Below are 24433 nucleotides of genomic sequence, written 5' to 3' on the forward strand. Positions count from 1 at the left end.
CTATGATTTATACCGGTAGGGGGCCGTCGGCGGCGTCGGTTGGGTTTAAGGACNNGGGNACGCCGTNCGGTACGNNGCCGGGGCCCCGGCACCGTACCCGCCGGCGTACCGGACGGCCCCGCCCGAGACGCCCCGCGAGACGACCGTGCGCCTGCGGCCCGTCCCCGCGCCGCGCCGCCCCGCGCGGACCGCGGCGGCCCTCGCCTGCCTCGTCCTCGGGACCGGGCTCGTCGCGGGGTCGGCCGCCGGGACCTGGATGCTCCGGGACCCCGGCGGCACACCCGAGCGCACGGCCTACACCGAGGCCGCCACGCTCTGGCACAGCACCCCCGTCGACTCCCTCTTCCCCCGCACCCTCGCGGGCGCGGACGCCGGCCCGGGCGGGGCGGACCGCTCCTGGACGCGCGTCGCCGTCGCGCCCGACGCGCCCTGCGTCACCGTGCTCCGGCCGCGGCTCGCCGCCGCCCTCGCCGGCTGCCTGCGCGTGCTCCGCGCCACCTACACCGACGCGACCTCCAGCAGCGTTACCACCGTCGGCATGGTCTTCCTGCGGGGCGACGCCGCCGGCACGGCCGCCCTCCGCGCCCGCTTCACCACCGGCGGCCTCGGCGAGGACCCCGGCCTGATACCCCCGGCGTTCGCCGCGCCCGGCACCGTCGCCGCCCGGTTCGGCGAGGCCCAGCGCGCCAGCTGGCACGTGAACGTCCTCGCCGGGGCCCCCGTCGTCGTGTACGGGGTCTCCGGTTTCGCGGACGGCCGTTCCGTACCCCGCCCCGAGCCCGCCCGGCAGGCGATGGCCGAGGGCCGGACCACCGCCCCCGCGCAGGCCGGGCTCGGCCACGAGGCGCGCGGCGTCGCAGGCGAGGTGGAGAAGGCCCTGCGCACGGCGGTCACCAGAGCGGTCGAGGGGCCCGCGGGGGAGGGGGAGCGATGAAGCACACCGCCGCGCCGGGCGCCGCCGCCGCGCCGGGCCTCGGGAACACCGCCCGCCTGCTCCTCGCCGCCCTCACGGCCACCGCCCTGGCGCTCCTGCCCGCCGCCCCCGCCCGCGCGGACGGCATCCGCGCCCGCCAGTGGGGCAACGAGGCGATCAACGCCGAGCGGGCCTGGGCCACCACCAGGGGCGAGGGCGTCACCGTCGCCGTCCTCGACACCGGAGTGGACGAGACCCACCCCGACCTGGTCGGCAACGTCCTCCCCGGCAAGGACCTCGTCGGGTTCGGGGCCAAGCGCGGAGACCGCGCCTGGGCCCGCCACGGCACCGCCATGGCCGGCATCATCGCGGGGCACGGACACGGCCCCGGCAACGGCGACGGCGTCGTCGGCGTGGCCCCCGAGGCGAAGATCCTCCCCGTCCGCGTCATCCTCGAGGGCGCCGACCAGGCCCGCGTCCGCGCCCGCCAGACCCGCGGCGGCGCCCTCGCCCAGGGCATCCGCTGGGCCGCCGACCAGGGCGCCGACGTGATCAACCTCTCCCTCGGCGACGACAGCGAGTCCGCCCACCCCGAGGCCGCCGAGGACGCCGCCGTCCAGTACGCCCTCGCCAAGGGCGCCGTCGTCGTCGCCTCCGCCGGCAACGGCGGCGAGAAGGGCGACCGGGTCTCGTACCCCGCCGCCTACCCGGGCGTGATCGCCGTGACCGCCGTCGACCGCTACGGCACCCGCGCCTCGTTCTCCACCAGCCGCTGGTACGCCGCGGTCAGCGCGCCCGGCGTCGACGTCGTCATCGCCGACCCGGACCGCCGGTACTACGAGGGCTGGGGCACCAGCGCCGCCGCGGCGTTCGTCTCCGGCGCCGTCGCCCTCGTCCGCGCCGCGCACCCCGGCCTCACGCCCTCCCAGATCAGGAAGCTGCTCGCCGACACCGCGAGCGACGGCCCCGAGGGCGGCCGCGACGACCACAAGGGGCACGGGACGGTCGACCCGGCCGCCGCGATCGAGGCCGGCGCCGCTCTGCGCCCCGCCGACCTCAAGACCGCCGCCGCCGGCTACGGCCGCGAGTACTTCGGGCCCGGCCCGCGCCGCGGCCCCGGCCCCGAGGAGCCCGCCGGCCCCGTCGCCCCGATCGCGGGCGGCGTCGGCGCGCTGCTGGTGGCGACCGCCGCCGTGCTGTGGCGCGGAGGGCGCCGTACGGGGTGAGCACGCCGCCCCGATAGGCTCGGTGCGTGGCGCTCAAGAACATTCCCGACCCCGGTTTCTCCGACGACGACGGCTCCGCCGACCCCCGGCTCGCCGAGGCCCTCGCGGCGTGGGCCGAGGACCGCGGCGCCGAGCCGCGCGTGCTGGAGGCGCTGAAGGGGGCCCGGCTCCTCGTCCCCGTCGTCACCGTCCTCGGCGAGGTCGAGCAGGACGAGAACGGGCTGCGCCGCGAGAAGACCAGCGACATGGCGGTGCCCACGCTCACCGCGGGCGACCGCCGCGCGCTGCCCGCGTTCACCTCCACCGAGGCGCTGGCCCGCTGGGACCCGGCGGCCCGCCCCGTCGCCGTGCCGCTGCACCAGGCGCTCCAGGCCGCCGCGCACGAGAAGGCCGACACGCTGGTCCTGGACATGGCGGGCCCGGTGCCGTACGAGCTGACCGGCCGGGCGCTGCTCGCCCTCGCCGAGGGCCGCACCAGCACCGACCCCCTCGCGGACCCCGCCGTCACCGGGGCCGTGCGGGCGATCGTCGCCGCCGAGCCGGCGGTGCTGCGCGCCCACCTGGGCCGCGGCGACGGCACGGACGGCACGCTGGCCCTGGTCCTCGCGCCGGACGCGGTCCCGGCGGAGGCGGCGCGCCGCGTGGCCGCGGCCATGGCGGCGGACGAGACGCTCAGGGCCCGCCTGGTGCGGGGCCTCGACCTGGCGCTGCTGCCGGCCGGGGCCACCCCGCCGGGCGGGCCCTTGTACGTACGGGAGTAGGAGGAGGGACCGGGTCAGCCGAAGACCGGGCCGGTGTACTTCTCGCCCGGCCCCCGGCCCGGCTCGTCCGGCACCAGCGACGCCTCGCGGAACGCCAGCTGCAGGGACTTCAGCCCGTCCCGCAGCGGCGCCGCGTGGAAGGAGCTGATCTCCGTCGCGCTCGCGTCCAGCAGGCCCGCCAGGGCGTGCACCAGCTTGCGGGCCTCGTCGAGGTCCTTGTGCGCGTCGCCCTCCTCGGTCAGCCCGAGCTTCACGGCGGCGGCGCTCATCAGGTTCACAGCCACCGTGACGATCACCTCCACCGCGGGGACCTCCGCGATGTCGCGGGTCATGGCGGCGAAGTCGGGTCCGGGCTCGCTGGGCGTGGCGTCACTCATGCCCCACACGATAGGCGGTCGCGCCNNCCNGCCNGCCNNGCCCGCCCGGTTGGGCCCACCGCCGGGCAGCTGGTAGCCTGGTGTGACGACCGGCCGGAACCCATGAGCTCCGGCCCACAAGTGGAGGCTCCGTCTCCCACCCGACCGCCCTCCGGGACGGCGGGTCACCGGTCAGGTGGCGCCCATCGTTCCGTACGGACGATGGACCCGCCCGAGTACAGCGCCCCGCGGTCCGCCGTGGCGGTGTTCCGGTATCACCAGGAGCCCCGCCTGTGTCCCGTCCGGGGCGTTTCCCATGCGCCGGCGCGGTTGGTCTCACCACACAGACGTTATGCGTCCGTCCGCCAGGCGGTCGCATGGTGCTACCGAGGAGGATCCATCAGCGCCGAGCCCCGCATCAACGACCGGATTCGCGTTCCCGAGGTGCGACTTGTCGGTCCCAGCGGCGAGCAGGTCGGAATCGTTCCGCTCGCCAAGGCCCTGGAGCTTGCCCAGGAGTACGACCTCGACCTGGTCGAGGTCGCGGCGAACGCCCGTCCGCCCGTGTGCAAGCTCATGGACTACGGGAAGTTCAAGTACGAGTCGGCCATGAAGGCCCGTGAGGCGCGCAAGAACCAGGCGCACACGGTCATCAAGGAGATGAAGCTCCGGCCGAAGATCGACCCGCACGACTACGACACCAAGAAGGGTCACGTCGTCCGGTTCCTCAAGCAGGGTGACAAGGTCAAGATCACGATCATGTTCCGCGGACGCGAGCAGTCCCGGCCGGAGCTCGGCTACCGGCTCCTGCAGCGGCTCGCGGAGGACGTCCAGGACCTCGGTTTCGTCGAGTCGAACCCGAAGCAGGACGGCCGCAACATGATCATGGTTCTCGGTCCGCACAAGAAGAAGACCGAGGCCATGGCCGAGGCCCGTGAGGCGCAGGCCGCCCGCAAGGCGGAGCGCCAGGGGCAGCCCGCCCAGGCGGAACCGTCCGTCGAGGCGGAGTCGCCCGCCCAGGCGGACTCGTCCGCCCAGTAGTCCGCAAGGCCGTGTCCGGGGCATCCCGCCCGGGACGCGGGACAGATCCACCTGACGCTCCCGCGCGCCGGTCCCCGGACCGGCTGGGAGCGCCACTGACGAGGAGATAACGGCGCTATGCCGAAGAACAAGACGCACAGCGGTGCCAAGAAGCGCTTCAAGATCACCGGCTCCGGCAAGGTGCTCCGCGAGCGCGCCGGCAAGCGCCACCTGCTCGAGCACAAGTCGTCCAAGCTGACGCGCCGCCTCACCGGCAACGCCGAGATGGCCCCGGGTGACAGCGCCAAGATCAAGAAGATGCTGGGCATCTGACCCCGATCACCTGATCCGAAGCCCCCGGAAGCCGGGACCCATTCGTTTCCGGGCCGTGTGACCATCCCCGCGGCCCCGCTACAAGGAGTCAACAAGTGGCACGCGTCAAGCGCGCAGTCAACGCTCACAAGAAGCGCCGTGCGATCCTCGAGCAGGCCAGCGGTTACCGCGGCCAGCGCTCCCGCCTGTACCGCAAGGCGAAGGAGCAGGTCACCCACTCGCTGGTCTACAACTACAACGACCGCAAGAAGCGCAAGGGCGACTTCCGCCAGCTGTGGATCCAGCGCATCAACGCCGCCGCCCGCGCCAACGGCATCACGTACAACCGCTTCATCCAGGGTCTGAAGGCCGCCAACATCGAGGTCGACCGCAAGATCCTGGCCGAGCTCGCGGTCAACGACGCCACCGCGTTCGCCGCCCTCGTCGAGGTCGCCCAGAAGGCCCTCCCGAGCGACGTGAACGCCCCGAAGGCCGCCGCCTGAGCCCCAGGCCGCCGTTCCTTCCGACCGGACCCGCAGGCCCCGCGCCTGCGGGTCCGGCGCGTTCGCCGTCCCGCCACGACCCCGACCCCGCAGTCAGAAAGAGCCGCCGAGCACCATGGGCACCCCCGAGCTGATCTCGCCGCGTTCCCCGCGCGTCGCCGCCGCGCGGCGCCTCGCCAAGCGGAACTTCCGGAGCAAGGAGCGCCGGTTCATCGCCGAGGGGCCGCAGGCCGTCCGCGAGGCCGCCGGACACCGGGGGCCGGACGGCCAGGCGACGCTCCGCGAACTCTTCACCACCGCCGAGGCCGCCACCCGGTACGCCGACATCGTCGACGCCGCCCGCTCCGCCGGGGCCCGCGTCCACCACGCCTCCGACGCCGTCCTCGCCGAGATCTCCCAGACCGTCACCCCGCAGGGCCTCGTCGGCGTGTGCGGCTTCCTGGACTCCCCGTTCGAGGAGGTCCTCGCGGCCCGCCCCCGGCTGGTCGCCGTCCTGGCGCACGTGCGCGACCCGGGCAACGCCGGCACCGTCCTGCGCTGCGCCGACGCGGCCGGCGCCGACGCCGTCGTCCTCACCGACGCCTCCGTCGACCTGTACAACCCCAAGTCCGTCCGCGCCTCCGCCGGCTCCCTCTTCCACCTGCCGGTCGCCGTCGGCGTCCCCGTCGGGCAGGCCGTCGCCGGCCTGAAGGCCGCGGGCGCCCGCGTCCTCGCCGCCGACGGCGCCGGCACCGAGGACCTCGACGCCGAACTCGACGCGGGCACCATGGGCGGCCCCACCGCGTGGATCTTCGGCAACGAGGCGTGGGGCCTCCCCGAGGAGACCCGGTCCCTCGCCGACGCCGTCGTCCGCGTCCCCATCCACGGCAGGGCCGAGAGCCTGAACCTGGCGACCGCCGCCGCCGTCTGCCTCTACGCCTCCGCCCGGGCACAGCGCGCGGCCGGAGGGTGCCGTTCCGTCACCGCGAGCCAGTAGGGTGGAGGGTTCGAGGACCCGTCGGGCGACACTGAGGGTGGGGACACGGGGATGACGCTCGGTACCGGCAGCCACGCGGAGGACCACGCCGCCTTAGCGCGCCGGGCGGCCCACCGGGGCGCCGCGGGGCAGGGCCCCGGCACGTACGACGCGGACGAGCTGCCGGACGGGCTCGTCGTCGCCGGCGCCGACGGCCGGATCGTCTGCTTCAACGCGCCGGCCGCGCGCATCACCGCCGTGCCCCGGGAGCGGGCGCTCGGCCGCCGCCTGGAGGAGGCCCTCCCGCTGGAGGACCTCAAGGGGCGCCGCTGGTGGCCGCTGACCGACCCGTACGGCGGCCTCGCCACCCGCACCGGCCAGCCCGAGCGGTACCTGCTGCTGCCCGGCGGCCGGGAGGTCCTCGTCTCCGCCCGGTACGTCAGGGACGAACCGCTCGGCCCGGTCCGCCGCGTCGTGGTCACGCTCCGGGGCGCCGAGGCCCGCCGCCGCAACGAGCGCAGCCACGCCGAGCTGATCGCCACCGTCGCCCACGAGCTGCGCTCCCCGCTGACCTCCGTCCGGGGCTTCACCCGGACCCTCCTCGCCAAGTGGGAGCGGTTCACCGACGAGCAGAAGCGGCTCATCCTGGAGACCGTCGACGCCGACGCCAAGCGCGTCACCCGGCTCATCACGGAGCTGCTCGACATCTCCCGCATAGACTCCGGCCGGCTGGAGGTGCGCCGCCAGCCCGTCGACATCGCCGCCGCGGTAGGCCGCCACGTCCAGAACCTCACCGCCCGCGGGCAGTCGCCCGACCGCTTCTTCGTCCGCGTCCGCCGCCCCCTGCCCGAACTGTGGGCCGACCCCGACAAGGTCGACCAGATCCTGGGGAACCTCCTGGAAAACGCCGTGCGGCACGGCGAGGGAACCGTCACCATCGAGGTGGCCCCCACCGGCCCGCAGGACGACGAGACAGGGACGGCGATCACCGTGAGCGACGAAGGCCCCGGCATCCCCGAGGAGTCGATGGGCCGCGTCTTCACCCGCTTCTGGCGGGGGAGCACCCGCGGCGGCACCGGCCTCGGCCTCTACATCGTCAAGGGGCTCGTCGAGGCCCACGGCGGCGCCATCACCGTCGGCCGCGCCCCCGCGGGCGGCGCGGAGTTCCGATTCACCCTGCCCGTGGGAGCCCCGGCGTACCTGACCCGGGGGATCTGACCCCGCCGGTCCGGACCGGCGGCGCCCACGGGCTCAGCCGCGACAGCCACACCCCGTTAGACTCGGCCTTTGGCACCTTTGCGTCCTCGGTCGTCGAGCGGGGGCTCCAGCCAGCCCATTCGGAAGCACGGGAAGAGATGTCGGCACCCAACAAGTCGTACGACCCAGTCGAGGTCGAGGCACTGAAACCAGAAGAGATCGAGCGCATGCGGGACGAGGCGCTCGCCGCCTTCGCCGCCGCCGGCGACCTCGACGAACTCGCCCACGCGAAGGTCGCCCACACGGGCGGCACCTCGCCCCTCGCCCTCGCCAACCGGGAGATCGGCGCCCTGCCCCCGCACGCGAAGGCCGAGGCGGGCAAGCGCGTCGGCCAGGCGCGCGGCGCGGTGTCCAAGGCCCTGGCCGCCCGCCAGGCCGAACTGGAGGCCGAGCGCGACGCCCGTGTGCTGGTCGAGGAGGCGGTGGACGTCACCCTCCCCCACGACCGCGTCCCGGCCGGCGCCCGGCACCCGCTGACCACCCTCATGGAGCGCGTCACGGACGTCTTCGTCTCCATGGGCTACGAGGTCGCCGAGGGCCCCGAGGCCGAGGCGGAGTGGTTCAACTTCGACGCCCTCAACTTCGTCCCCGACCACCCGGCCCGCCAGATGCAGGACACCTTCTTCGTCCAGGGGCCCGCGGGCACCGGCGGCGACGAGTCCGGCATCGTCCTGCGCACCCACACCTCGCCGGTGCAGGCGCGCACGCTCGTCGACCGCGAGCCGCCCGTGTACGTCGTCTGCCCCGGCCGCGTCTACCGCACCGACGAGCTCGACGCCACGCACACCCCGGTCTTCCACCAGATCGAGCTCCTCGCCGTCGACGAGGGCCTCACCATGGCCGACCTCAAGGGCACCCTCGACCACATGGTCAGGGCGCTGTTCGGGCCGGACATGAAGACCCGGCTCCGCCCGAACTTCTTCCCGTTCACCGAGCCGTCCGCCGAGATGGACATGCTCTGCTACGTCTGCCGCGGCGAGTCCGTCGGCGACCCCGGCCGGCCCTGCCGGACCTGCGGCAGCGAGGGCTGGATCGAGCTGGGCGGCTGCGGCATGGTCAACCCCAAGGTGCTCGTCGCCTGCGGTGTCGACCCGGAGAGGTACAGCGGCTTCGCCTTCGGGTTCGGCATCGAGCGGATGCTGATGTTCCGCCACAACGTCGAGGACATGCGAGACATGGTCGAGGGCGACGTCCGGTTCGCCCGGCCGTTCGGGATGGAGATCTGATGCGGGTCCCGCTTTCGTGGCTGCGGGAGTACGTCGACCTGCCGGCGACGGAGACCGGCCGCGACGTACAGGCCAAGCTGGTTTCGGCCGGGCTGGAGGTCGAGACCGTCGAGCGGCTCGGCGCCGGCCTCACCGGCCCCCTCGTGGTGGGCAGGGTCCTCACCATCGAGGAGCTGACCGAGTTCAAGAAGCCGATCCGCTACTGCACCGTCGACGTCGGCGAGTCCAACGGCACCGGCGAGCCCCAGGAGATCATCTGCGGCGCCCGGAACTTCGCCGAGGGCGACAAGGTCGTCGTGGCCCTCCCCGGCGCCGTCCTGCCCGGGGACTTCCGCATCGCCGAGCGCAAGACGTACGGCCGGATGTCCCGCGGCATGATCTGCTCCTCCGACGAGCTCGGCATGGGCGACGACGGCACCCACGGCATCATCGTCCTGCCGCCCGAGCACGAGGTCGGCACCGACGCCACCGCCCTGCTGGAGCTGTACGACGAGGTCCTCGACATCGCCGTCACGCCCGACCGCGGCTACTGCCTGTCGATGCGCGGCGTCGCCCGCGAGACCGCCATCGCGTACGGGCTGCCGCTGCGCGACCCGGCCCTCCTGGACGTGCCCGCGCCGAACTCGTACGGCTACCCGGTCCAGGTCACCGACCCGGCCGGATGCCCCCGCTTCACCGCGCGCACCGTCGTCGGACTCGACCCCGAGGCGCGGTCGCCGATCTGGCTGCAGCGCCGCCTGCAGAAGGCGGGCATGCGCCCGGTCTCCCTCGCCGTCGACGTCACCAACTACGTGATGCTCGAACTGGGCCAGCCGCTCCACGCCTACGACCGGAGCCGCCTCGACGGCCCGATCGGCGTGCGCCGCGCCGAGCCCGGCGAGAAGATCACCACCCTCGACGGCACCGTCCGCACCCTCGACCCGGCCGACCTCGTCATCGCCGACGACCGCGGCCCCATCGGCATCGCGGGCGTCATGGGCGGTGCCGACACCGAGATCGCCGACGCCGGGACCGACCCCGAGACGGGCCAGGTCCGCGGCACCACCGAGGTCGTCGTCGAGGCCGCCCACTTCGACGCGATCTCCATCGCCCGCACGGCCCGACGCCACAAGCTGTCCTCCGAGGCGTCCAAGCGGTTCGAGCGGGGCGTCGACCCGCAGGCCGCGGCCGCCGCCGCACAGCGCACCGTCGACCTGCTGGTCCTCCTCGCGGGCGGCACGGCCGAGGCCGGCGTCACCGAGGTCGTCGCGCAGGGCGCACCGCGCACGATCGCCATGCGCGCCGACCACCCCGACCGCGTCGCGGGCGTCGCCTACGGCCGCGAGACCGTCGTCCGCCGCCTCCAGGAGGTCGGCTGCGACGTGTACGGGCAGGACGACCTCACCGTCACCGTCCCGTCCTGGCGTCCCGACCTGAGCGAGCCGAACGACCTCGCGGAGGAGGTCATCCGGCTGGAGGGCTACGAGAACCTCCCCTCCACGCTGCCCAAGCCCCCCGCCGGCCGCGGGCTCACCGAGCGCCAGCGCACCCACCGCCGGGTGGGCCGCGCCCTGGCCGGCGCCGGGTACGTCGAGGCGCTGAACTACCCGTTCATCGGCGAGCAGGTCCTCGACCAGCTCGACCTCCCGGCGGACGACCCGGCCCGCCGGGTCGTGAAGCTCGTCAACCCGCTCTCCGACGAGGAGCCCGCGCTGCGCACCACGCTGCTGCCCGGCCTCCTCGCCGCGCTGCGCCGCAACGACGGCCGCGGCAGCCACGACCTGGCCCTCTTCGAGACCGGCCTGGTCTTCCGCGCCGCCCCCGAGCAGGGCGTCGCGGCGCGGCTGCCCGTCGACCGCCGCCCGACCGACGCGGAGCTCGCCGGCGTCGACGCCGTCCTGCCCGAGCAGCCGCGGCACGTCGCCGCGGTCCTGGCCGGCGCGCGCGAGCAGGCCGGCTGGTGGGGCGGGGGCCGCCCGGCCGACTGGGCCGACGCGGTCGAGGCCGCCCGGACCGTCGCCCGCGAGACCGGCGCCGAGCTGGTCGTCCGCCAGGGCCGGTACGGCCCGTGGCACCCGGGGCGCTGCGCCGAGCTGGTCGTCGTCGCCGACGGCGCCGAGCGGATCGCCGGCCACGCCGGCGAGCTGCACCCGCGCGTCGTCAAGGCGCTCGGCCTGCCCGCCCGCACCTGTGCGATGGAGCTCGACCTCGACCTGGTCGAGCGGGCCTCCGTCGGTCCCGTGCCCGCCCCGCGGATCTCCGCGTTCCCGGTGGCCACGCAGGACGTCGCCCTGGTCGTCGACCGGGGCGTGCCGGCCGCCGACGTGGAGCGCGCCCTCACCGAGGGCGCGGGCGGACTGCTGGAGTCCATCCGGCTGTTCGACGTGTTCACCGGCGAGCAGATCGGCGAGGGCCAGAAGTCCCTGGCGTACGCGCTGCGGTTCCGCGCCGCGGACCGCACGCTGACCGTCGAGGAGGCCACCGCCGCCCGCGACGCCGCCGTGGCGCTCGCCGCCGAGCGCACCGGGGCGGTGCTGCGCGGCGCCTGACGCCCGGCGCCCGTACGTGAGGGGCGCGTCCGGACCCACCGGACGCGCCCCTCACGCTTTCCCAGGGCGCCGCCCCGGCCCCGTAGGGGGTCCCGGAGCGGCGGCGGGTGCTCAGGAGTACGCGTAGAAGCCCGAGCCCGTCTTGCGGCCCAGGCGGCCCGCGTCCACCATGCGCTGGAGCAGCGGGGGAGCCGCGTACAGGGGCTCCTTGTACTCGGCGTACATCGAGTCGGCGACCGAGGCGACCGTGTCCAGGCCGATCAGGTCGGACAGCCTCAGCGGGCCCATGGGGTGCGCGCAGCCCATCTCCATGCCGTTGTCGATGTCCTCGCGGCTGGCGATGCCCGACTCGAACATCCGGATCGCCGACAGCAGGTACGGGATCAGCAGCGCGTTCACCACGAAACCGGACCGGTCCTGGGCGCGGATCGCGTGCTTGCCGAGGACCTTCTCGACCACGGTCTGGGCGCGGCCGAGCGTGTCGTCCGAGGTGGTCAGCGCGGGGATCAGCTCGACCAGCTGCTGGACCGGCGCCGGGTTGAAGAAGTGGATGCCGATGACCCGGTCGGGGCGGGACGTCGCCACGGCCAGCTTCACCAGCGGGATGGAGGACGTGTTGGACGCCAGGATGGCGTCCTGCCGGGTCACCACCTGGTCGAGGACCTGGAAGATCTCCGTCTTCACCTGCTCGTTCTCGACGACCGCCTCGATGACCAGATCGCGGTCGGCGAACTCCCCGAGGTCGGTCGTGAAGCTCAGGCGGGCCCGCGCCGCGTCGCGCTCCTCCTCGCTGATCTTCCCGCGCCCCGCGGCCCTGTCGAGGGAGTTGTACAGCCGGGTGCGGCCGATCTCCAGCGCCTCGCCGGTGGTCTCGGCCACCCTGACCTCGAGGCCGCTGCGGGCGCACACCTCCGCGATGCCCGCGCCCATCTGACCGCAGCCCACCACTCCGACGCGTGCAATGTCGGCCATTGAGTCCGTCACCTCGTGCCTTTCGCTGATCTCCGGGTGGCGGGGCGCCCGCACGGCTGCGGCCCTTCCCGCCTCGACCCCACGACGTTACTCCGTTCGCGGGGATCGGCCGCCGCCCGGGCCGGGCATGCTCCGTGAGGACAGCCGTACGGNCCCCNGGGCCCGCCNNNCNCCCCGGGCGCNCGGGGTGCGAGGCGGCCGGAAGGAGCACGGCGGGTGGGGACCGCGCCGACCGGGGCCGGCGCGGCCCGGGCATCGAGGGGAAGACCGGGAGGGCACATGGGACACGGGAGCGGCCGGATCGGGCGGCGCGGAATGGTCGCGGCAGCGGCGGGGCTGGCGGCGTCGCTGCTGGCCACCGGCGACGCGGCCGGTGNNNCGGGNCCNNCTCCCCGGCCGCCCGGCGGCGGGGNCCGGCGCCGCCGGGCGGCCGGGGAGGAGTTCCGGGGGATGTGGGTGGCGACGGTCGCCAACCGCGACTGGCCCTCCCGCGCCGGACTGCCGGCGGCCGACCAGCGCGCCGAGCTGGCCGCGCTGCTGGACCTGGCCGTGGAGCGCCGCCTGAACACGGTGATCCTCCAGGTGCGGCCGACGGCCGACGCCCTGTGGCCCTCGCCGTACGAGCCGTGGGCCGAGTGCCTCACCGGCGTCCAGGGCCGGGACCCCGGCTGGGACCCGCTCGGCACCGCCGTCGCGGAGGCCCACCGGCGCGGCCTGCACCTGCACGCCTGGTTCAATCCGTACCGCGTCGCCGTGCACGCCGACCTCTCGCGCCTGTCCGGGGACCATCCGGCGCGCCGCAACCCGCACTGGGTCGTCCCCTACGCGGGGAGGCTGTACTACGACCCGGGTCTGCCGGAGGTCCGGCGCTTCGTCCAGGACGCGGTGCTCGACGCCGTACGCCGCTACGACCTCGACGCCGTCCACTTCGACGACTACTTCTACCCCTACCCGGTCGCCGGGGAGGTCTTCGACGACGACGCGTCCTACGAGGCGCACGGCGGCGGCTTCCCCGACCGGGCGGCCTGGCGGCGCGACAACGTCGACCTCCTGGTGCGCGAGACGTCCGAGCGGATCGGCCAGGTCAGGCCGGGCACGGCGTTCGGCATCAGCCCCTTCGGGATCTGGCGCAACGCCGCCACCGACCCGCGCGGCTCCGACACGCGCGGCCTGCAGGCGTACGACGACCTGCACGCCGACACCCGCACCTGGGTCCGGGAGGGCTGGATCGACTACATCGCCCCCCAGCTGTACTGGCACATCGGCTTCGGCGCCGCCGACTACGCCGCGCTCGTGCCGTGGTGGAACGACACGGTGCGCGGCACCGGCGTCCACCTCTACGTGGGGGAGGCCCTGTACCGGGCCGGGGACCCGGCGGCGCCCGCCCCGTGGCAGGACCCGGCGGAACTGTCCCGGCACCTCACCCTCGCCGGCGCCCACGACCAGGTGCTGGGGCACGTCTTCTTCGGGGCCCGGGACGTGGTCGCGGACCGGATCGGGGCGATGGCCAGGGTCGTGGCCGACCACTACCCGACACCGGTCCGCCCTCCGGGGACGTGAGGCGCGCGGAGACGGGGCGGGGACCGGTCGAAGGACTTCAGGAGCCTTCCCCGGGCTGCTCCTTGTGGCGTACGACGGCGTCCGGGCCCGGGGACATCACGGCCTCGTGCCCGTCGTCGTCGAAGCGGACGCGGTACGGCGGGTGGCCGTGCTCGCCGAGGACCTCGACGATCTCGGCCGTACGGTCGTGCCGGCCGACCACGCGGCCGTGCACCAGCAGCTTGTCGCCCACGGTTGCTTCCATCGAAGGTGACCTCCTCGCATCGGTTTGCCCGTAAGTGGGAGTCTACGTCCGGATATGTGATCCGCGTCACCCGAGGCGTGCGCACCTCCTTCAGAAACCGGGCGCCGAGCCGGTGAGGAACTCCGCCCCGTCCAGCAGCTCCGGCGTCAGCCGCACCCCGGTCAGCCGCTCCGCCAGGGCGAACGCGGCCTCCGCCGCCGCCATCGGGTCCGCGGCGTCCTCGCGCGGCCCGAAGCCCACCTCCCGCATCAGCGCCGCCGCCCCGCCCGGCCCGGCGCCGTCCCGCGCGTACGGGGACAGCGGCTCGAAGAGCAGCCGCGGCTCGCCGTCCGCGTACCGGCTGAAGTGGTCCACGGCGCTGACGTTCCGGAAGTGCGCGACCAGCTCGGTGCCCCTCGACAGGGGCGCCGCCGCCTCGTGGAGGCTGCCCAGGTAGCCGTTCGGCTCCACCATCAGCGTCCAGCCGTCGACCGCGCACAGCCCCAGGAAGTGCCGGTCGCCGCCGGACTCCCGCCACGCCCGCGCGGCGGCCCCGACCAGCGCGGCTATCCCCGTCACCCGCCCGTCCGCGCGTGCGCGCAACCGCCGGAGCGCCTCGTCGGGGGAGACCGCGCGCACCAGCGTCACGCAGTAGGCCTCGATCAGGTCCGGGCAGTGGTCACCGAGCCAGCGGTAGTCGGCGGCAGTCGCGTTCATGCCCCGATCGTGTCAGCCCCCTCCGACAACGGGTCGTCCCTCTGCAAGAGTTCGACCATGAAGGAGACGAACACTTTCGGCCTGTACGAGATCTCGACCGACTCCGCCCGACTCGACCGCGCACGGATCCACCGGTGGCTGTCCACCGACACGTACTGGGCGCTCGGCCGCAGCAGGGAGGAGCAGGACGCCGCGATCGACGGCTCGCTCAACTTCGGGGCGTACGAGAGGGAGGGCGGCGCCATGGCGGCGTACGCGCGCGTCGTCACCGACCTCGCGACGTTCGCCTGGCTGTGCGACGTGTACGTCGCCCCCGGAGCCCGCGGCACCGGCCTGGGCACCGCCCTGGCCGCGGCCGTCCGCGACCACCTCGCGCCGCACGGCGTCGGCCGCGTCCTGCTCGCCACGCGGGACGCCCACGGCGTGTACGGGAAGGTCGGCTTCACCCCCCTGGAGGACCCCGGCCTCTGGATGAGCCTGGACCCGCGGCAGCCGCCCGGGCCGGCGGGCCCCCGGGGACGCGGGACGCCCGCGCCCGGCACCGCAGGCTAGCCTGAACCCCACGATGAACCGTCTGACCACGTCATGGGGCGAGTACGCGCTCACCCGCTTCCCCGAACACCCCCGCGACCCGCTCCGCGCCTGGGACGCCGCCGACGAGTACCTGCTGCGGCACCTCGCGGAGCCGGACGCCCCCGCGCTCCCGGGCACCGTGGCCGTGGTCGGCGACCGCTGGGGCGCCCTCACCACCGCGCTCGCCGGCCGGCCCGAGCCCGGCGAGCTGGTCCAGATCACCGACTCGTACCTCGGGCGCGAGGCGACCCGCGCCAACCTCGCCCGCGCCGGCCTCGCCGGGGACCGGGTCCGCCTCCTCACCACCCGGGACGCCCCGCCCGCCCGCGTCGACGTCCTGCTGGTCCGCGTCCCCAAGAGCCTCGCGCTCCTGGAGGACCAGCTCCACCGCCTCGCGCCCGCCCTGCACGCCGGGACGGCCGTCGTCGGCACGGGCATGGTCAAGGAGATCCACACCTCCACCCTCGCCCTCTTCGAGCGGCTCGTCGGCCCCACCCGCACCTCCCTCGCGGTGCGGAAGGCCCGGCTCGTCCACACGACCCCCGACCCGGGCCTCACGCGCCCGCGAAACCCCTGGCCGCACCGGTACGCCCTGCCCGGCGACGCCCCGGCGGTGGCCGGGCTGACCGTCGTCAACCACGCGGGCGTCTTCTGCGCCGACCGGCTCGACATCGGCACCCGCCTGTTCCTGCAGCACCTGCCGGGCGGCCTCGGCGGAGCCCGCGTCCTCGACCTGGGCTGCGGCAACGGCGTGGTGGGCCTCGCGGTCGCGGTCGCGGAACCGGGCGCCGAGGTGATCCTCACCGACGAGTCGTACCAGGCGGTCGCCTCCGCCGAGGAGACCTTCCGCGCCTCCGCGCCGCCCGGCGCCCGGGCGCGCTTCGTCGTCGGCGACGGCACCGCGGACGTGCCGGACGGCTCCGTCGACGTGGTCCTGAACAACCCGCCCTTCCACAGCCACCAGGCCCTCACCGACGCGACCGCCCGCCGGATGTTCACCGCCGCGCGCCGCGTACTGCGCGGCGGCGGCGAACTGCGCGTCGTCGGCAACCGGCACCTCGGCTACCACGTGACCCTGCGCCGCGTGTTCGGCAACTGCGAAGTGGTCGGCAGCAACCCGAAGTTCGTGGTGCTGCGCGCAGTGAAGCGCTGACCCGCCGCGCCCTCCGCCGCCCCGGTGAGCGCATCCTCCGCCGGGCCCCTTCGCGACCGCCACGGCCACCGGCCACCACCGCTGCCGACCGCGACGGCCACCGGTCGCCACCGCTGCCAACCGCGACCGCTGCCAACCGCCACCGGCCGCGGCCCTCAGCGCTCCGGCAGGGCGGTCCCGCACCGTGCGCAGTAGCGCACCTCGGCGCCCTCGGGCGCCAGCCGGCCGCACTCCGGGCACACCCGGTCCAGCAGGCACGCCGGCTCCCCGCCGGTCCGCTCCGCCCCGGGCGCCCGCCCGATCGTCATGCCGGGACGCCGGCGGTGCGCCGTGAGGTAGCCGAGCCCCCGCGGGCCCGCCGCGAGCCCCCGCCGGGCCCCGCGCGGCAGCCACACCACGCACCCGGCCTCCAGCGCCTCCGCCCCGCCGTCCGCCTCCAGCTCGCCGCTGCCGTCCACCACGAACACCAGGACGTCCAGGTCCGGTTCGACGTGCACGTCCACCCGCGCCCCGGGGGCCAGCCGCACCAGGTTCGCGTCGAGCTGCCGCTCCGGAGCGGCCAGTTTCCACAGGACGCCGCCCCGGTCCGCCGGCGCCGTGCGGACGAGGTCGGTCATCCGGGCGAGCACGCTCGCCACCGGGGGCGTCGCCATGTCGTCCTCCAGAGAGCCGCGGGTGGGATGGGCCTTTCCGGGGATCGTAGCGAGCCCCGCGACCGGCACCCCGGCCCACCCGCCCGACCCCGTACCGCCGGGCACGACCATGCACCACCCGGAATGGATCTTGCATAAATCTGCGTTACTCCGTATAGTCATGCCATCCAGAAGGAGGGTCCATGACGGTACGGGTGGCAGTGGCGGGTGCGAGCGGTTACGCGGGCGGGGAGCTGCTGCGCCTGCTCCTCGCGCACCCCGGTGTCGAGATCGGCGCGCTCACCGGCGGCTCCAACGCCGGGCGGCCGCTCGGCGAGCTCCAACCGCACCTGGTCCCGCTCGCCGACCGCGTCCTGGAGCCGACCACCGCGGACGCCCTCGCCGGGCACGACGTGGTGTTCCTCGCCCTGCCGCACGGCCGGTCCGCCGCCGTCGCCGAACGGCTCGGCGACGAGGCGCTGGTCGTCGACCTGGGCGCCGACTTCCGGCTGAGGGACCCCGCCGACTGGGAGCGGTTCTACGGCTCCCCGCACGCCGGGGCCTGGCCCTACGGACTGCCCGAACTGCCGGGCGCACGGGCCGCCCTGGAGGGGGCCAGGCGCGTCGCGGTACCCGGCTGCTACCCGACCGCCGTGTCGCTGGCGCTGTTCCCGGCGTACGCGCACGGCCTCGCCGAGCCCGAGGCGGTGGTCGTCGCCGCGTCCGGCACCTCGGGCGCCGGCAGGACGCCCAAGGCCCACCTGCTCGGTTCGGAGGTCATGGGCTCCATGTCGCCGTACGGCGTCGGCGGCGGGCACCGGCACACCCCGGAGATGGCCCAGAACCTCTCCGCCGCCGCGGGCCGGCCCGTCACCGTGTCGTTCACGCCCACCCTCGCCCCGATGTCCCGCGGCATCCTCGCCACGTGCAGCGCCGGGGCGAGGCCCGGCACCACCCCGCGGGACCTGCGGGCCGCGTACGAGAAGGCGTACACCGACGAGCCGTTCGTCCACCTCCTGCCCGAGGGGCGGTGGCCCGCCACGGCGGCCGTCCGGGGCTCCAACACCGTCCAGGTGCAGGTGGCGTACGACGGGGCGGCGGACCGCGTCATCGCGATCAGCGCCGTCGACAACCTGACCAAGGGCACCGCGGGCGGCGCGGTGCAGAGCATGAACATCGCCCTCGGGCTCCCCGAGGAGACCGGCCTCCCCGCGGTGGGAGTCGCACCGTGAGCCGGGGGCGCCTCCCGGCGGCGGCCGGGGGAACGCGCGCGGCCACCGGGCCGCGGGTGACGACGAGGACCGCGGCGGTACGCCGCACGGGCGACGGAGACGAGAACCGCCACCACGGCGGGGCGAACGGAGGAGCACAGTGAGCGTCACGGCAGCCAAGGGGTTCACGGCGGCGGGCGTCGCCGCCGGGATCAAGGAGAGCGGCGACCCGGACCTGGCCCTCGTGGTCAACGGCGGCCCCCGCCGCGCCGCCGCGGGCGTCTTCACCTCCAACCGCGTCAAGGCCGCCCCCGTCCTGTGGTCCCAGCAGGTCCTCGAGACCGGCGAACTGGCCGCGGTCGTCCTCAACTCGGGCGGCGCCAACGCCTGTACCGGACCCCGGGGATTCCAGGACGCCCACGCCACCGCCGAGAAGGCCGCCGAGGTCCTCGGCGTCGGCGCGGGCGAGGTCGCCGTCGCCTCCACCGGCCTCATCGGCGTCCACCTGCCCATGGACAGGCTCCTGCCCGGCGTCGAGAAGGCCGCCGCCGAACTGTCCGGGCACGGGGGTGAGAAGGCCGCCGTCGCCATCAAGACCACCGACACGGTCCACAAGACCGCCGTCGCCACCCGCGACGGCTGGACCGTCGGCGGCATGGCCAAGGGCGCCGGCATGCTCGCTCCCGGCCTCGCCACCATGCTCGCCGTCCTCACCACCGACGCCGACCTGGGCGCACCCGAGCTGGACGGGGCGCTGCGGGCCGCCACCCGCGTCACCTTCGACCGGGTCGACTCCGACGGCTGCACGTCGACCAACGACACCGTCCTGCTCCTCGCGTCCGGCGCCTCCGGCACCACCCCCGCGTACGACGACTTCGCCGACGCGGTGCGGGAGGTCTGCGACGACCTCGCCCGGCAGCTCGTCGCCGACGCCGAGGGGGCCTCCAAGGACATCCGCGTCGAGGTCGTCGGCGCCGCCTGCGAGGCCGACGCCGTCGAGGTCGGCCGGTCCGTCGCCCGCAACAACCTCCTCAAGTGCGCCGTGCACGGCGAGGATCCCAACTGGGGCCGGGTGCTGGCCGCCATCGGCACCACCCGCGCCGCCTTCGAACCGGACCGCCTGAACGTCGCGATCAACGGCGTGTGGGTCTGCCGCGACGGCTCCGTCGGCGAGGACCGCGACCTCGTCGACATGAGCGGGCGCGAGGTCGTCATCACCGCCGACCTCGCCGCGGGCACCGCCTCCGCCACCGTCCTCACCAACGACCTCACCGCCGAGTACGTCCACGAGAACAGCGCCTACAGCTCATGAGCACCCGCAGGCACACCGCGCTGCCGAAGGCCCGGATCCTCGTCGAGGCGCTGCCCTGGCTCACCCGCCACCACGGCAGGACGGTCGTCGTCAAGTTCGGCGGCAACGCCATGGTCGACGACGACCTGAAGGCGGCCTTCGCCCAGGACGTCGTCTTCCTCCGGCGCGCCGGCCTGAAGCCCGTCGTCGTGCACGGCGGCGGCCCCCAGATCAGCGCCGCCCTCGACCGGCACGGCCTGGCCAGCGAGTTCAGGGCCGGCCTGCGGGTCACCACGCCCGAGGCGATGGACGTCGTACGGATGGTCCTCGCCGGCCGGGTCCAGCGCGAACTCGTCGGACTGCTCAACCGGCACGGCCCGCTCGCGGTCGGCCTCACCGGCGAGGACGCCCGCACCCTCACCGCCACCAGGCACCAGCCCCTCGTCGACGGAGAGCCCGTCGACATCGGCCGCGTCGGGGAGATCACGGCCGTCGACACGGGCGCCGTCGAGGCGCTCCTCGCCGACGGCCGCATCCCCGTCGTGTCGTCGATCGCCCGATCGGAGGACGACGAACATGTCTACAACGTCAATGCTGATACGGCGGCTGCGGCACTCGCTGCGGCGCTTGGCGCCGAGACGCTGATGGTCCTCACCGACGTCGAGGGCCTCTACGAGGACTGGCCCCGCAGCGACGAGGTCATCAGCCGCCTCACCGCCACCGAGCTGGAGAAGCTCCTGCCCGAGCTGTCCAGCGGCATGGTCCCCAAGATGCGGGGCTGCCTCCACGCCGTACGCAACGGCGTCCGCACCGCCCGCGTCATCGACGGGCGCGTCCCGCACGCGATCCTGCTGGAGATCTTCACCGACGAGGGAGTCGGCACCATGGTCGTGCCCGACGGCCGGGAGGCCCCCGCATGAGCAACGAGCAGCTCACCCGGCGCTGGCGGGCAGCCCTCGCGGACACCTACGGCACCCCCCGCCTCCCGCTCGTCCGCGGCGAGGGCTGCCGCGTGTGGGACGCCGACGGCAGGGAGTACCTGGACTTCGTCGGCGGCATCGCGGTCAACGCCCTCGGCCACGCCCACCCGGCGATCGTCCGGGCGGTCGGCGAGCAGGTCGCCACCCTCTCCCACGTCTCCAACCTCTTCGCCGCCGAACCGCCCGTGGCCCTCGCCGAACGGCTCCTGAAGCTGTTCGGCCGCCCCGGCCGGGTCTACTTCTGCAACTCGGGGGCCGAGGCCAACGAAGCCGCCTTCAAGATCGGCCGCCTGACGGGCCGCCAGCACGCGGTCGCCACCACCGGCGGCTTCCACGGCCGCACCATGGGCGCCCTCGCCCTCACCGGCCAGGAGGGCAAGCGGAAGCCGTTCCACCCGCTGCCCGGGGACGTCACCCATGTCCCGTACGGCGACGCGGACGCCCTGCGGGCCGCCGTCACCACCGACACCGCCCTCGTCGTCGTCGAGCCGATCCAGGGCGAGGCCGGCGTCGTCGTCCCGCCCCCGGGGTACCTGCGGGCCGCCCGCGAGATCACCCGCGCCACCGGCACCCTCCTCGTCCTCGACGAGGTGCAGACGGGCGTCGGGCGCTGCGGCCACTGGTTCGAGCACCAGGCGCACGGCGTCGACCCCGACGTCGTCACCCTCGCCAAGGGCCTGGGCGGCGGGCTCCCGATCGGCGCGGCCGTCGCGTTCGGCGAGGCGGCCGGCCTGCTCGGGCCCGGCCACCACGGCTCCACCTTCGGCGGCAACCCCGTCGCCTGCGCCGCCGCGCTCGCCGTCCTCGACACCCTCGCCGCCGACGGGGGGCCCGCTCGGGTCGGCCGCCTCGGCCGGCGGCTGCGCGACGGGATCGAGGGCCTGGGGCACCCGTCGGTGTCCCGGGTCCGCGGCGCGGGCCTGCTGCTGGGTATCGTGCTCGGCGAGCCCCTCGCACCCCGGGTGCAGCAGGCGGCTCAGGACGCCGGCCTCCTGGTGAACGCGCCCGCTCCCGACGTGATCCGGCTCACGCCGCCGCTGATCGCCGGGGACGACGAGGTGGACGCGTTCCTCCGGGCCCTGCCCGGCGTCCTGGAGGCGGCCACCGCGGCCGACGGGGAGAGACGAGCCGGAGAATGACACAGATATGACCGAGGCGCAGGACAACGGCCACGGCGGGCCATCCGTACCGCACACCCGCACGGCACGGCACCGCCGGATCGTGGACATCCTCAACCGGCAGCCGGTGCGCTCGCAGAGCCAGCTCGCCAAGCTCCTCGCGGACGACGGGCTGAGCGTCACCCAGGCGACGCTCAGCCGCGACCTCGACGAACTGGGTGCGGTGAAGATCCGCAACACCGGCGGCGAGCTGATCTACGCCGTACCGAGCGAGGGAGGGTTCCGCACGCCCCAGGCACCGCTGGGGGAGTCCGCCAAGGAGGAGCGCATGCGGCGGCTCTCCGGCGAACTCCTCATCTCCGCCGAGGCGTCCGCCAACCTGGTCGTCCTGCGCACCCCGCCCGGAGCGGCCCAGTTCCTCGCCTCGGCCATCGACCAGGCGGAGCTCCACGCCATCCTCGGCACCATCGCGGGCGACGACACCCTGCTGCTCATCTCCCGCGACCCGGACGGCGGGCAGGCCCTCGCCGACCACCTGCTGCGCCTCGCCCAGAAGGAGAGCTGAGCCCGTCCCCGTACGTCCCGGCGCCGCCCCGCCCGACGGAGCCCCGCCCGCGGACCGGGCGGCCCGGGGCGTAGGCGGCACCCACGGCGGCCGCCTTCGGTGACGACCGGGCGCCGGGCGCTCCCGGTCCTTCCGGCTCGTGAACGGCCCCCCGCGCCGGCGCGCGGCGGACTCCGGTCCGCGCCCGCGGCCCTCCATCGGCCGGAGGTGCGCACGCCCCGCGGGTCGTCGCTCCGTGCGCGGCTCCGGGGCGGACCCGTCGCGCGGTCCCGCCGGCGGACGGGAGCGGGGCCGCGGGGCCGGTGCGCGCCCCGGTCCCACCTCGGTCCCGCCCCGGACGCGGTCCGCGGGCCGGTTCGGCCCGTCAGGGGCCTTCGGGGGCGTCCGTCCGGGGCGGCAGCGGCAGCGGGAGGGCCGGCAGGCCGTCGAGGCTCCGCCCGACGTGCTCCTTGCGCTCGCAGTACGCGGCGAACTCCTCGTCCGTCTTCCGGGCGAAGTGCTCCGCGTGCTGGGTGCGTTCCTCCCGGTAGTCCAGGAACGGCACCGCGAACCCGCACGAGTCGCTGACGCGCCGCACCCGCACGACGACGATCGCCCGCGCCGACGGCCCGTCGGCGCCCTCGAAGTGCCGGATGTACTCGTCCCAGCGCGGGTCGTCCCGGAAGACCGCCTCTCCCGTGCCGTGCACCCGCAGCACCTTCGGCGGGCCGCTGAACGCGCACCACATCAGGGTGATCCGCCCGTTGCCCGGCTCGCGCAGGTGGGCGACGGTCTCGGCGGTGCTGCCGCCGAAGTCCAGGTACGCCAGGGTCAGCCCGTCGATCACGACGAGGGTGCCCTTGCGGCCCTTCGGGGAGATGTTGACGTGCCCGTCGCCGGCGAGCGGGGCGGTGGCCGTGAAGAAGACGGGCTGTTCCTCGACGAACGTCCGTATCCGGCCCTCGACGGCCGCGTAGCGCTTTCCCATGCGGTGATCATCGCAGCCCGGCGCGCGCCGGAGGGCCGGTCGGCCGCTTTGACAAAACATACGGACCTCTGCATAGTTATGCCTATCGCGAATGCACCGTTTAAGGAGAAACCCGTGACCGAGCGCGTCGTACTCGCCTACTCGGGCGGCCTGGACACCTCCGTCGCCATCGGCTGGATCGCCGAGGAGACGGGTGCCGAGGTCATCGCCGTCGCCGTGGACGTCGGCCAGGGCGGCGAGGACCTGGACGTGATCCGCAAGCGCGCGCTCGCCTGCGGTGCGGTCGAGGCCGAGGTCGCGGACGCCAGGGACGAGTTCGCCGACGGCTACTGCCTCCCGGCGATCAAGGCGAACGCCCTGTACATGGACCGGTATCCGCTGGTCTCGGCGCTCTCCCGGCCGGTGATCGTCAGGCACCTCGTCGCCGCGGCGAGGAAGCACGGCGCCTCCACCGTCGCCCACGGCTGCACCGGCAAGGGCAACGACCAGGTCCGCTTCGAGGCCGGCATCGCCGCGCTCGGCCCCGACCTGCGGTGCCTCGCCCCGGTCCGGGACTACGCGATGACCCGCGACAAGGCCATCGCGTTCGCCGAGAGGGCCGACCTGCCGATCGCCACCAGCAAGAAGTCCCCGTACTCCATCGACCAGAACGTCTTCGGCCGGGCCGTCGAGACCGGCTTCCTGGAGGACATCTGGAACGCGCCGATCGAGGACGTCTACGACTACACCTCCGACCCGGCCGTCCCCCGCGACCCGGACGAGGTCGTCGTCACCTTCGAGCAGGGTGTGCCGGTCGCCCTCGACGGCCGGCCCGTCACGGTCCTCCAGGCGATCCGGCAGCTCAACGAGCGGGCGGGCGCCCAGGGCGTCGGCCGGATCGACATGGTCGAGGACCGCCTCGTCGGCATCAAGTCCCGCGAGGTGTACGAGGCGCCCGGCGCGATCGCGCTGATCACCGCCCACCAGGAGCTGGAGAACGTCACCGTCGAGCGCGAACTCGCGCGCTACAAGCGGCAGGTGGAGCAGCGCTGGGCCGAACTGGTCTACGACGGACTGTGGTTCTCCCCGCTGAAGCGGGCCCTGGACGGCTTCGTCGACGAGGCCAACCGGCACGTCACCGGCGACATCCGGATGACCCTGCACGGCGGCCGGGCGGTCGTCACGGGGCGGCGCTCCGAGCAGTCGCTGTACGACTTCAACCTCGCCACGTACGACACGGGCGACACCTTCGACCAGTCCAAGGCGCAGGGCTTCATCGACATCTTCGGCCTCTCGGCGAAGATCGCGGCCCGGCGCGACCTGGCCTGACCGCGGCCCGCCCGGCGCCGCACCGCCGTCCTCCGCGCCCGCCTCCCCGCCCCCTCGCGGGGGGGCGGGCGCGCATCCGCACCACCGATTCCCGAGGAGTTCCACG

The 24433-nt window shown here is 74.9% G+C and carries 24 protein-coding genes and 1 pseudogene; 19 read left to right on the forward strand and 6 right to left on the reverse strand.

The genetic code is table 11. The features are described 5' to 3' along the window. Positions 1 to 76: 76 nt before the first annotated feature. The 3 genes from MW084_RS20660 to MW084_RS20670 form a co-directional block, all read left to right on the forward strand. Positions 77 to 934, forward strand: an 858-nt coding sequence (locus MW084_RS20660) for a hypothetical protein (RefSeq protein WP_338057700.1), incomplete at its 5' end; no start/stop codon positions are given. Next, positions 931 to 2139, forward strand: a complete 1209-nt coding sequence (gene mycP / locus MW084_RS20665; protein WP_010476250.1) for a type VII secretion-associated serine protease mycosin — start codon at positions 931 to 933, stop codon at positions 2137 to 2139. The genes MW084_RS20660 and mycP, both read left to right, overlap by 4 nt. 26 nt (positions 2140 to 2165) lie before the next feature. Next, positions 2166 to 2900: an SseB family protein gene (locus MW084_RS20670; protein WP_010476248.1), complete on the forward strand. Its 735-nt coding sequence runs from the start codon at positions 2166 to 2168 to the stop codon at positions 2898 to 2900. A 14-nt stretch (positions 2901 to 2914) separates the two neighbouring features. Here the strand turns inward: MW084_RS20670 and MW084_RS20675 are convergent, their stop codons facing one another. Continuing rightward, positions 2915 to 3277 carry a DUF1844 domain-containing protein gene (locus tag MW084_RS20675; RefSeq protein ID WP_010476247.1) on the reverse strand — a complete coding sequence of 121 codons (363 nt, stop codon included), beginning with the start codon at positions 3275 to 3277 and terminating at the stop codon, positions 2915 to 2917. A 309-nt stretch (positions 3278 to 3586) separates the two neighbouring features. Here MW084_RS20675 and infC point away from each other — a divergent pair, with 309 nt between their 5' ends. The 7 genes from infC to pheT all read left to right on the forward strand — a co-directional run bounded on the left by infC (position 3587) and on the right by pheT (position 11057). Continuing rightward, positions 3587 to 4297: a translation initiation factor IF-3 gene (infC, locus tag MW084_RS20680; RefSeq protein WP_078572154.1), complete on the forward strand. Its 711-nt coding sequence runs from the start codon at positions 3587 to 3589 to the stop codon at positions 4295 to 4297. A gap of 117 nt (positions 4298 to 4414) precedes the next feature. Continuing rightward, complete coding sequence (rpmI, locus tag MW084_RS20685) at positions 4415 to 4609, forward strand: 50S ribosomal protein L35 (protein WP_010476245.1); 195 nt, start codon at positions 4415 to 4417, stop codon at positions 4607 to 4609. A 95-nt stretch (positions 4610 to 4704) separates the two neighbouring features. Further along, positions 4705 to 5091: a 50S ribosomal protein L20 gene (gene rplT, locus MW084_RS20690; RefSeq protein ID WP_010476244.1), complete on the forward strand. Its 387-nt coding sequence runs from the start codon at positions 4705 to 4707 to the stop codon at positions 5089 to 5091. A 115-nt stretch (positions 5092 to 5206) separates the two neighbouring features. Continuing rightward, on the forward strand, positions 5207 to 6067 hold the full coding sequence (locus tag MW084_RS20695; protein WP_010476243.1) for a TrmH family RNA methyltransferase: 861 nt from the start codon (positions 5207 to 5209) through the stop codon (positions 6065 to 6067). Between the two features lie 51 nt (positions 6068 to 6118). Further along, positions 6119 to 7264, forward strand: coding sequence for a sensor histidine kinase (locus MW084_RS20700; RefSeq protein WP_275563733.1), 1146 nt, complete (start codon positions 6119 to 6121; stop codon positions 7262 to 7264). 137 nt (positions 7265 to 7401) lie between these two features. Beyond that, on the forward strand, positions 7402 to 8529 hold the full coding sequence (pheS, locus tag MW084_RS20705) for a phenylalanine--tRNA ligase subunit alpha (RefSeq protein ID WP_010471996.1): 1128 nt from the start codon (positions 7402 to 7404) through the stop codon (positions 8527 to 8529). Then, positions 8529 to 11057, forward strand: a complete 2529-nt coding sequence (pheT, locus tag MW084_RS20710) for a phenylalanine--tRNA ligase subunit beta (protein ID WP_010471995.1) — start codon at positions 8529 to 8531, stop codon at positions 11055 to 11057. The genes pheS and pheT overlap by 1 nt, the downstream gene beginning before the upstream one ends. Positions 11058 to 11168: 111 nt before the next feature. Here pheT and MW084_RS20715 read toward each other — a convergent pair whose 3' ends face one another. Then, a complete protein-coding gene (locus MW084_RS20715) occupies positions 11169 to 12029 on the reverse strand; it encodes a 3-hydroxybutyryl-CoA dehydrogenase (RefSeq protein ID WP_010471994.1) in 861 nt (286 codons plus the stop codon). Positions 12030 to 12442: 413 nt separating this feature from the next. Between MW084_RS20715 and MW084_RS20720 the strand changes: the two are divergent. Beyond that, positions 12443 to 13589, forward strand: a pseudogene (locus MW084_RS20720) (glycoside hydrolase family 10-like protein); the annotation flags it as partial. Between the two features lie 37 nt (positions 13590 to 13626). Here MW084_RS20720 and MW084_RS20725 read toward each other — a convergent pair. Both MW084_RS20725 and MW084_RS20730 read right to left on the reverse strand, forming a co-directional pair. Next, positions 13627 to 13833, reverse strand: a complete 207-nt coding sequence (locus MW084_RS20725; protein WP_029553604.1) for a DUF1918 domain-containing protein — start codon at positions 13831 to 13833, stop codon at positions 13627 to 13629. Between the two features lie 90 nt (positions 13834 to 13923). Then, a complete protein-coding gene (locus MW084_RS20730) occupies positions 13924 to 14529 on the reverse strand; it encodes a DUF6461 domain-containing protein (RefSeq protein WP_010471989.1) in 606 nt (201 codons plus the stop codon). A 57-nt stretch (positions 14530 to 14586) separates the two neighbouring features. On the opposite strand from MW084_RS20730, the gene MW084_RS20735 reads away from it, so the two are divergent. Continuing rightward, positions 14587 to 15081, forward strand: coding sequence for a GNAT family N-acetyltransferase (locus MW084_RS20735; RefSeq protein ID WP_010471987.1), 495 nt, complete (start codon positions 14587 to 14589; stop codon positions 15079 to 15081). A 13-nt stretch (positions 15082 to 15094) separates the two neighbouring features. After that, positions 15095 to 16255 (forward strand): methyltransferase, encoded by a 1161-nt coding sequence (locus MW084_RS20740; protein ID WP_010471985.1) that lies wholly within the window; start codon positions 15095 to 15097, stop codon positions 16253 to 16255. Positions 16256 to 16410: 155 nt separating this feature from the next. On the opposite strand, the gene MW084_RS20745 is transcribed toward MW084_RS20740, so the two are convergent. Beyond that, positions 16411 to 16908, reverse strand: coding sequence for a cupin domain-containing protein (locus MW084_RS20745; protein WP_010471982.1), 498 nt, complete (start codon positions 16906 to 16908; stop codon positions 16411 to 16413). A 182-nt stretch (positions 16909 to 17090) separates the two neighbouring features. Here MW084_RS20745 and argC point away from each other — a divergent pair, with 182 nt between their 5' ends. The 5 genes from argC to MW084_RS20770 all read left to right on the forward strand — a co-directional run bounded on the left by argC (position 17091) and on the right by MW084_RS20770 (position 22052). Beyond that, positions 17091 to 18119 (forward strand): N-acetyl-gamma-glutamyl-phosphate reductase, encoded by a 1029-nt coding sequence (argC, locus tag MW084_RS20750; RefSeq protein ID WP_010471980.1) that lies wholly within the window; start codon positions 17091 to 17093, stop codon positions 18117 to 18119. A 139-nt stretch (positions 18120 to 18258) separates the two neighbouring features. Beyond that, positions 18259 to 19410, forward strand: coding sequence for a bifunctional glutamate N-acetyltransferase/amino-acid acetyltransferase ArgJ (gene argJ / locus MW084_RS20755; protein WP_010471978.1), 1152 nt, complete (start codon positions 18259 to 18261; stop codon positions 19408 to 19410). Further along, positions 19407 to 20309, forward strand: a complete 903-nt coding sequence (gene argB, locus MW084_RS20760; protein WP_010471976.1) for an acetylglutamate kinase — start codon at positions 19407 to 19409, stop codon at positions 20307 to 20309. Before argJ ends, argB begins: the two co-directional genes overlap by 4 nt. Next, positions 20306 to 21508 (forward strand): acetylornithine transaminase, encoded by a 1203-nt coding sequence (locus tag MW084_RS20765; RefSeq protein WP_010471974.1) that lies wholly within the window; start codon positions 20306 to 20308, stop codon positions 21506 to 21508. Before argB ends, MW084_RS20765 begins: the two co-directional genes overlap by 4 nt. Before the next feature lie 7 nt (positions 21509 to 21515). After that, positions 21516 to 22052 carry an arginine repressor gene (locus MW084_RS20770; protein ID WP_010471971.1) on the forward strand — a complete coding sequence of 179 codons (537 nt, stop codon included), beginning with the start codon at positions 21516 to 21518 and terminating at the stop codon, positions 22050 to 22052. Positions 22053 to 22416: 364 nt separating this feature from the next. Here the strand turns inward: MW084_RS20770 and MW084_RS20775 are convergent, their stop codons facing one another. Beyond that, complete coding sequence (locus MW084_RS20775) at positions 22417 to 23019, reverse strand: pyridoxamine 5'-phosphate oxidase family protein (protein ID WP_010471970.1); 603 nt, start codon at positions 23017 to 23019, stop codon at positions 22417 to 22419. A gap of 114 nt (positions 23020 to 23133) precedes the next feature. On the opposite strand from MW084_RS20775, the gene MW084_RS20780 reads away from it, so the two are divergent. After that, entirely contained in the window at positions 23134 to 24327 is a 1194-nt protein-coding gene (locus tag MW084_RS20780; protein WP_010471968.1) for an argininosuccinate synthase, read from the forward strand. The last annotated feature ends 106 nt before the right edge of the window (positions 24328 to 24433 follow it).

It is taken from the genome of Streptomyces sudanensis (genome assembly GCF_023614315.1).
In the GTDB taxonomy this organism is placed as follows: domain Bacteria; phylum Actinomycetota; class Actinomycetes; order Streptomycetales; family Streptomycetaceae; genus Streptomyces; species Streptomyces sudanensis.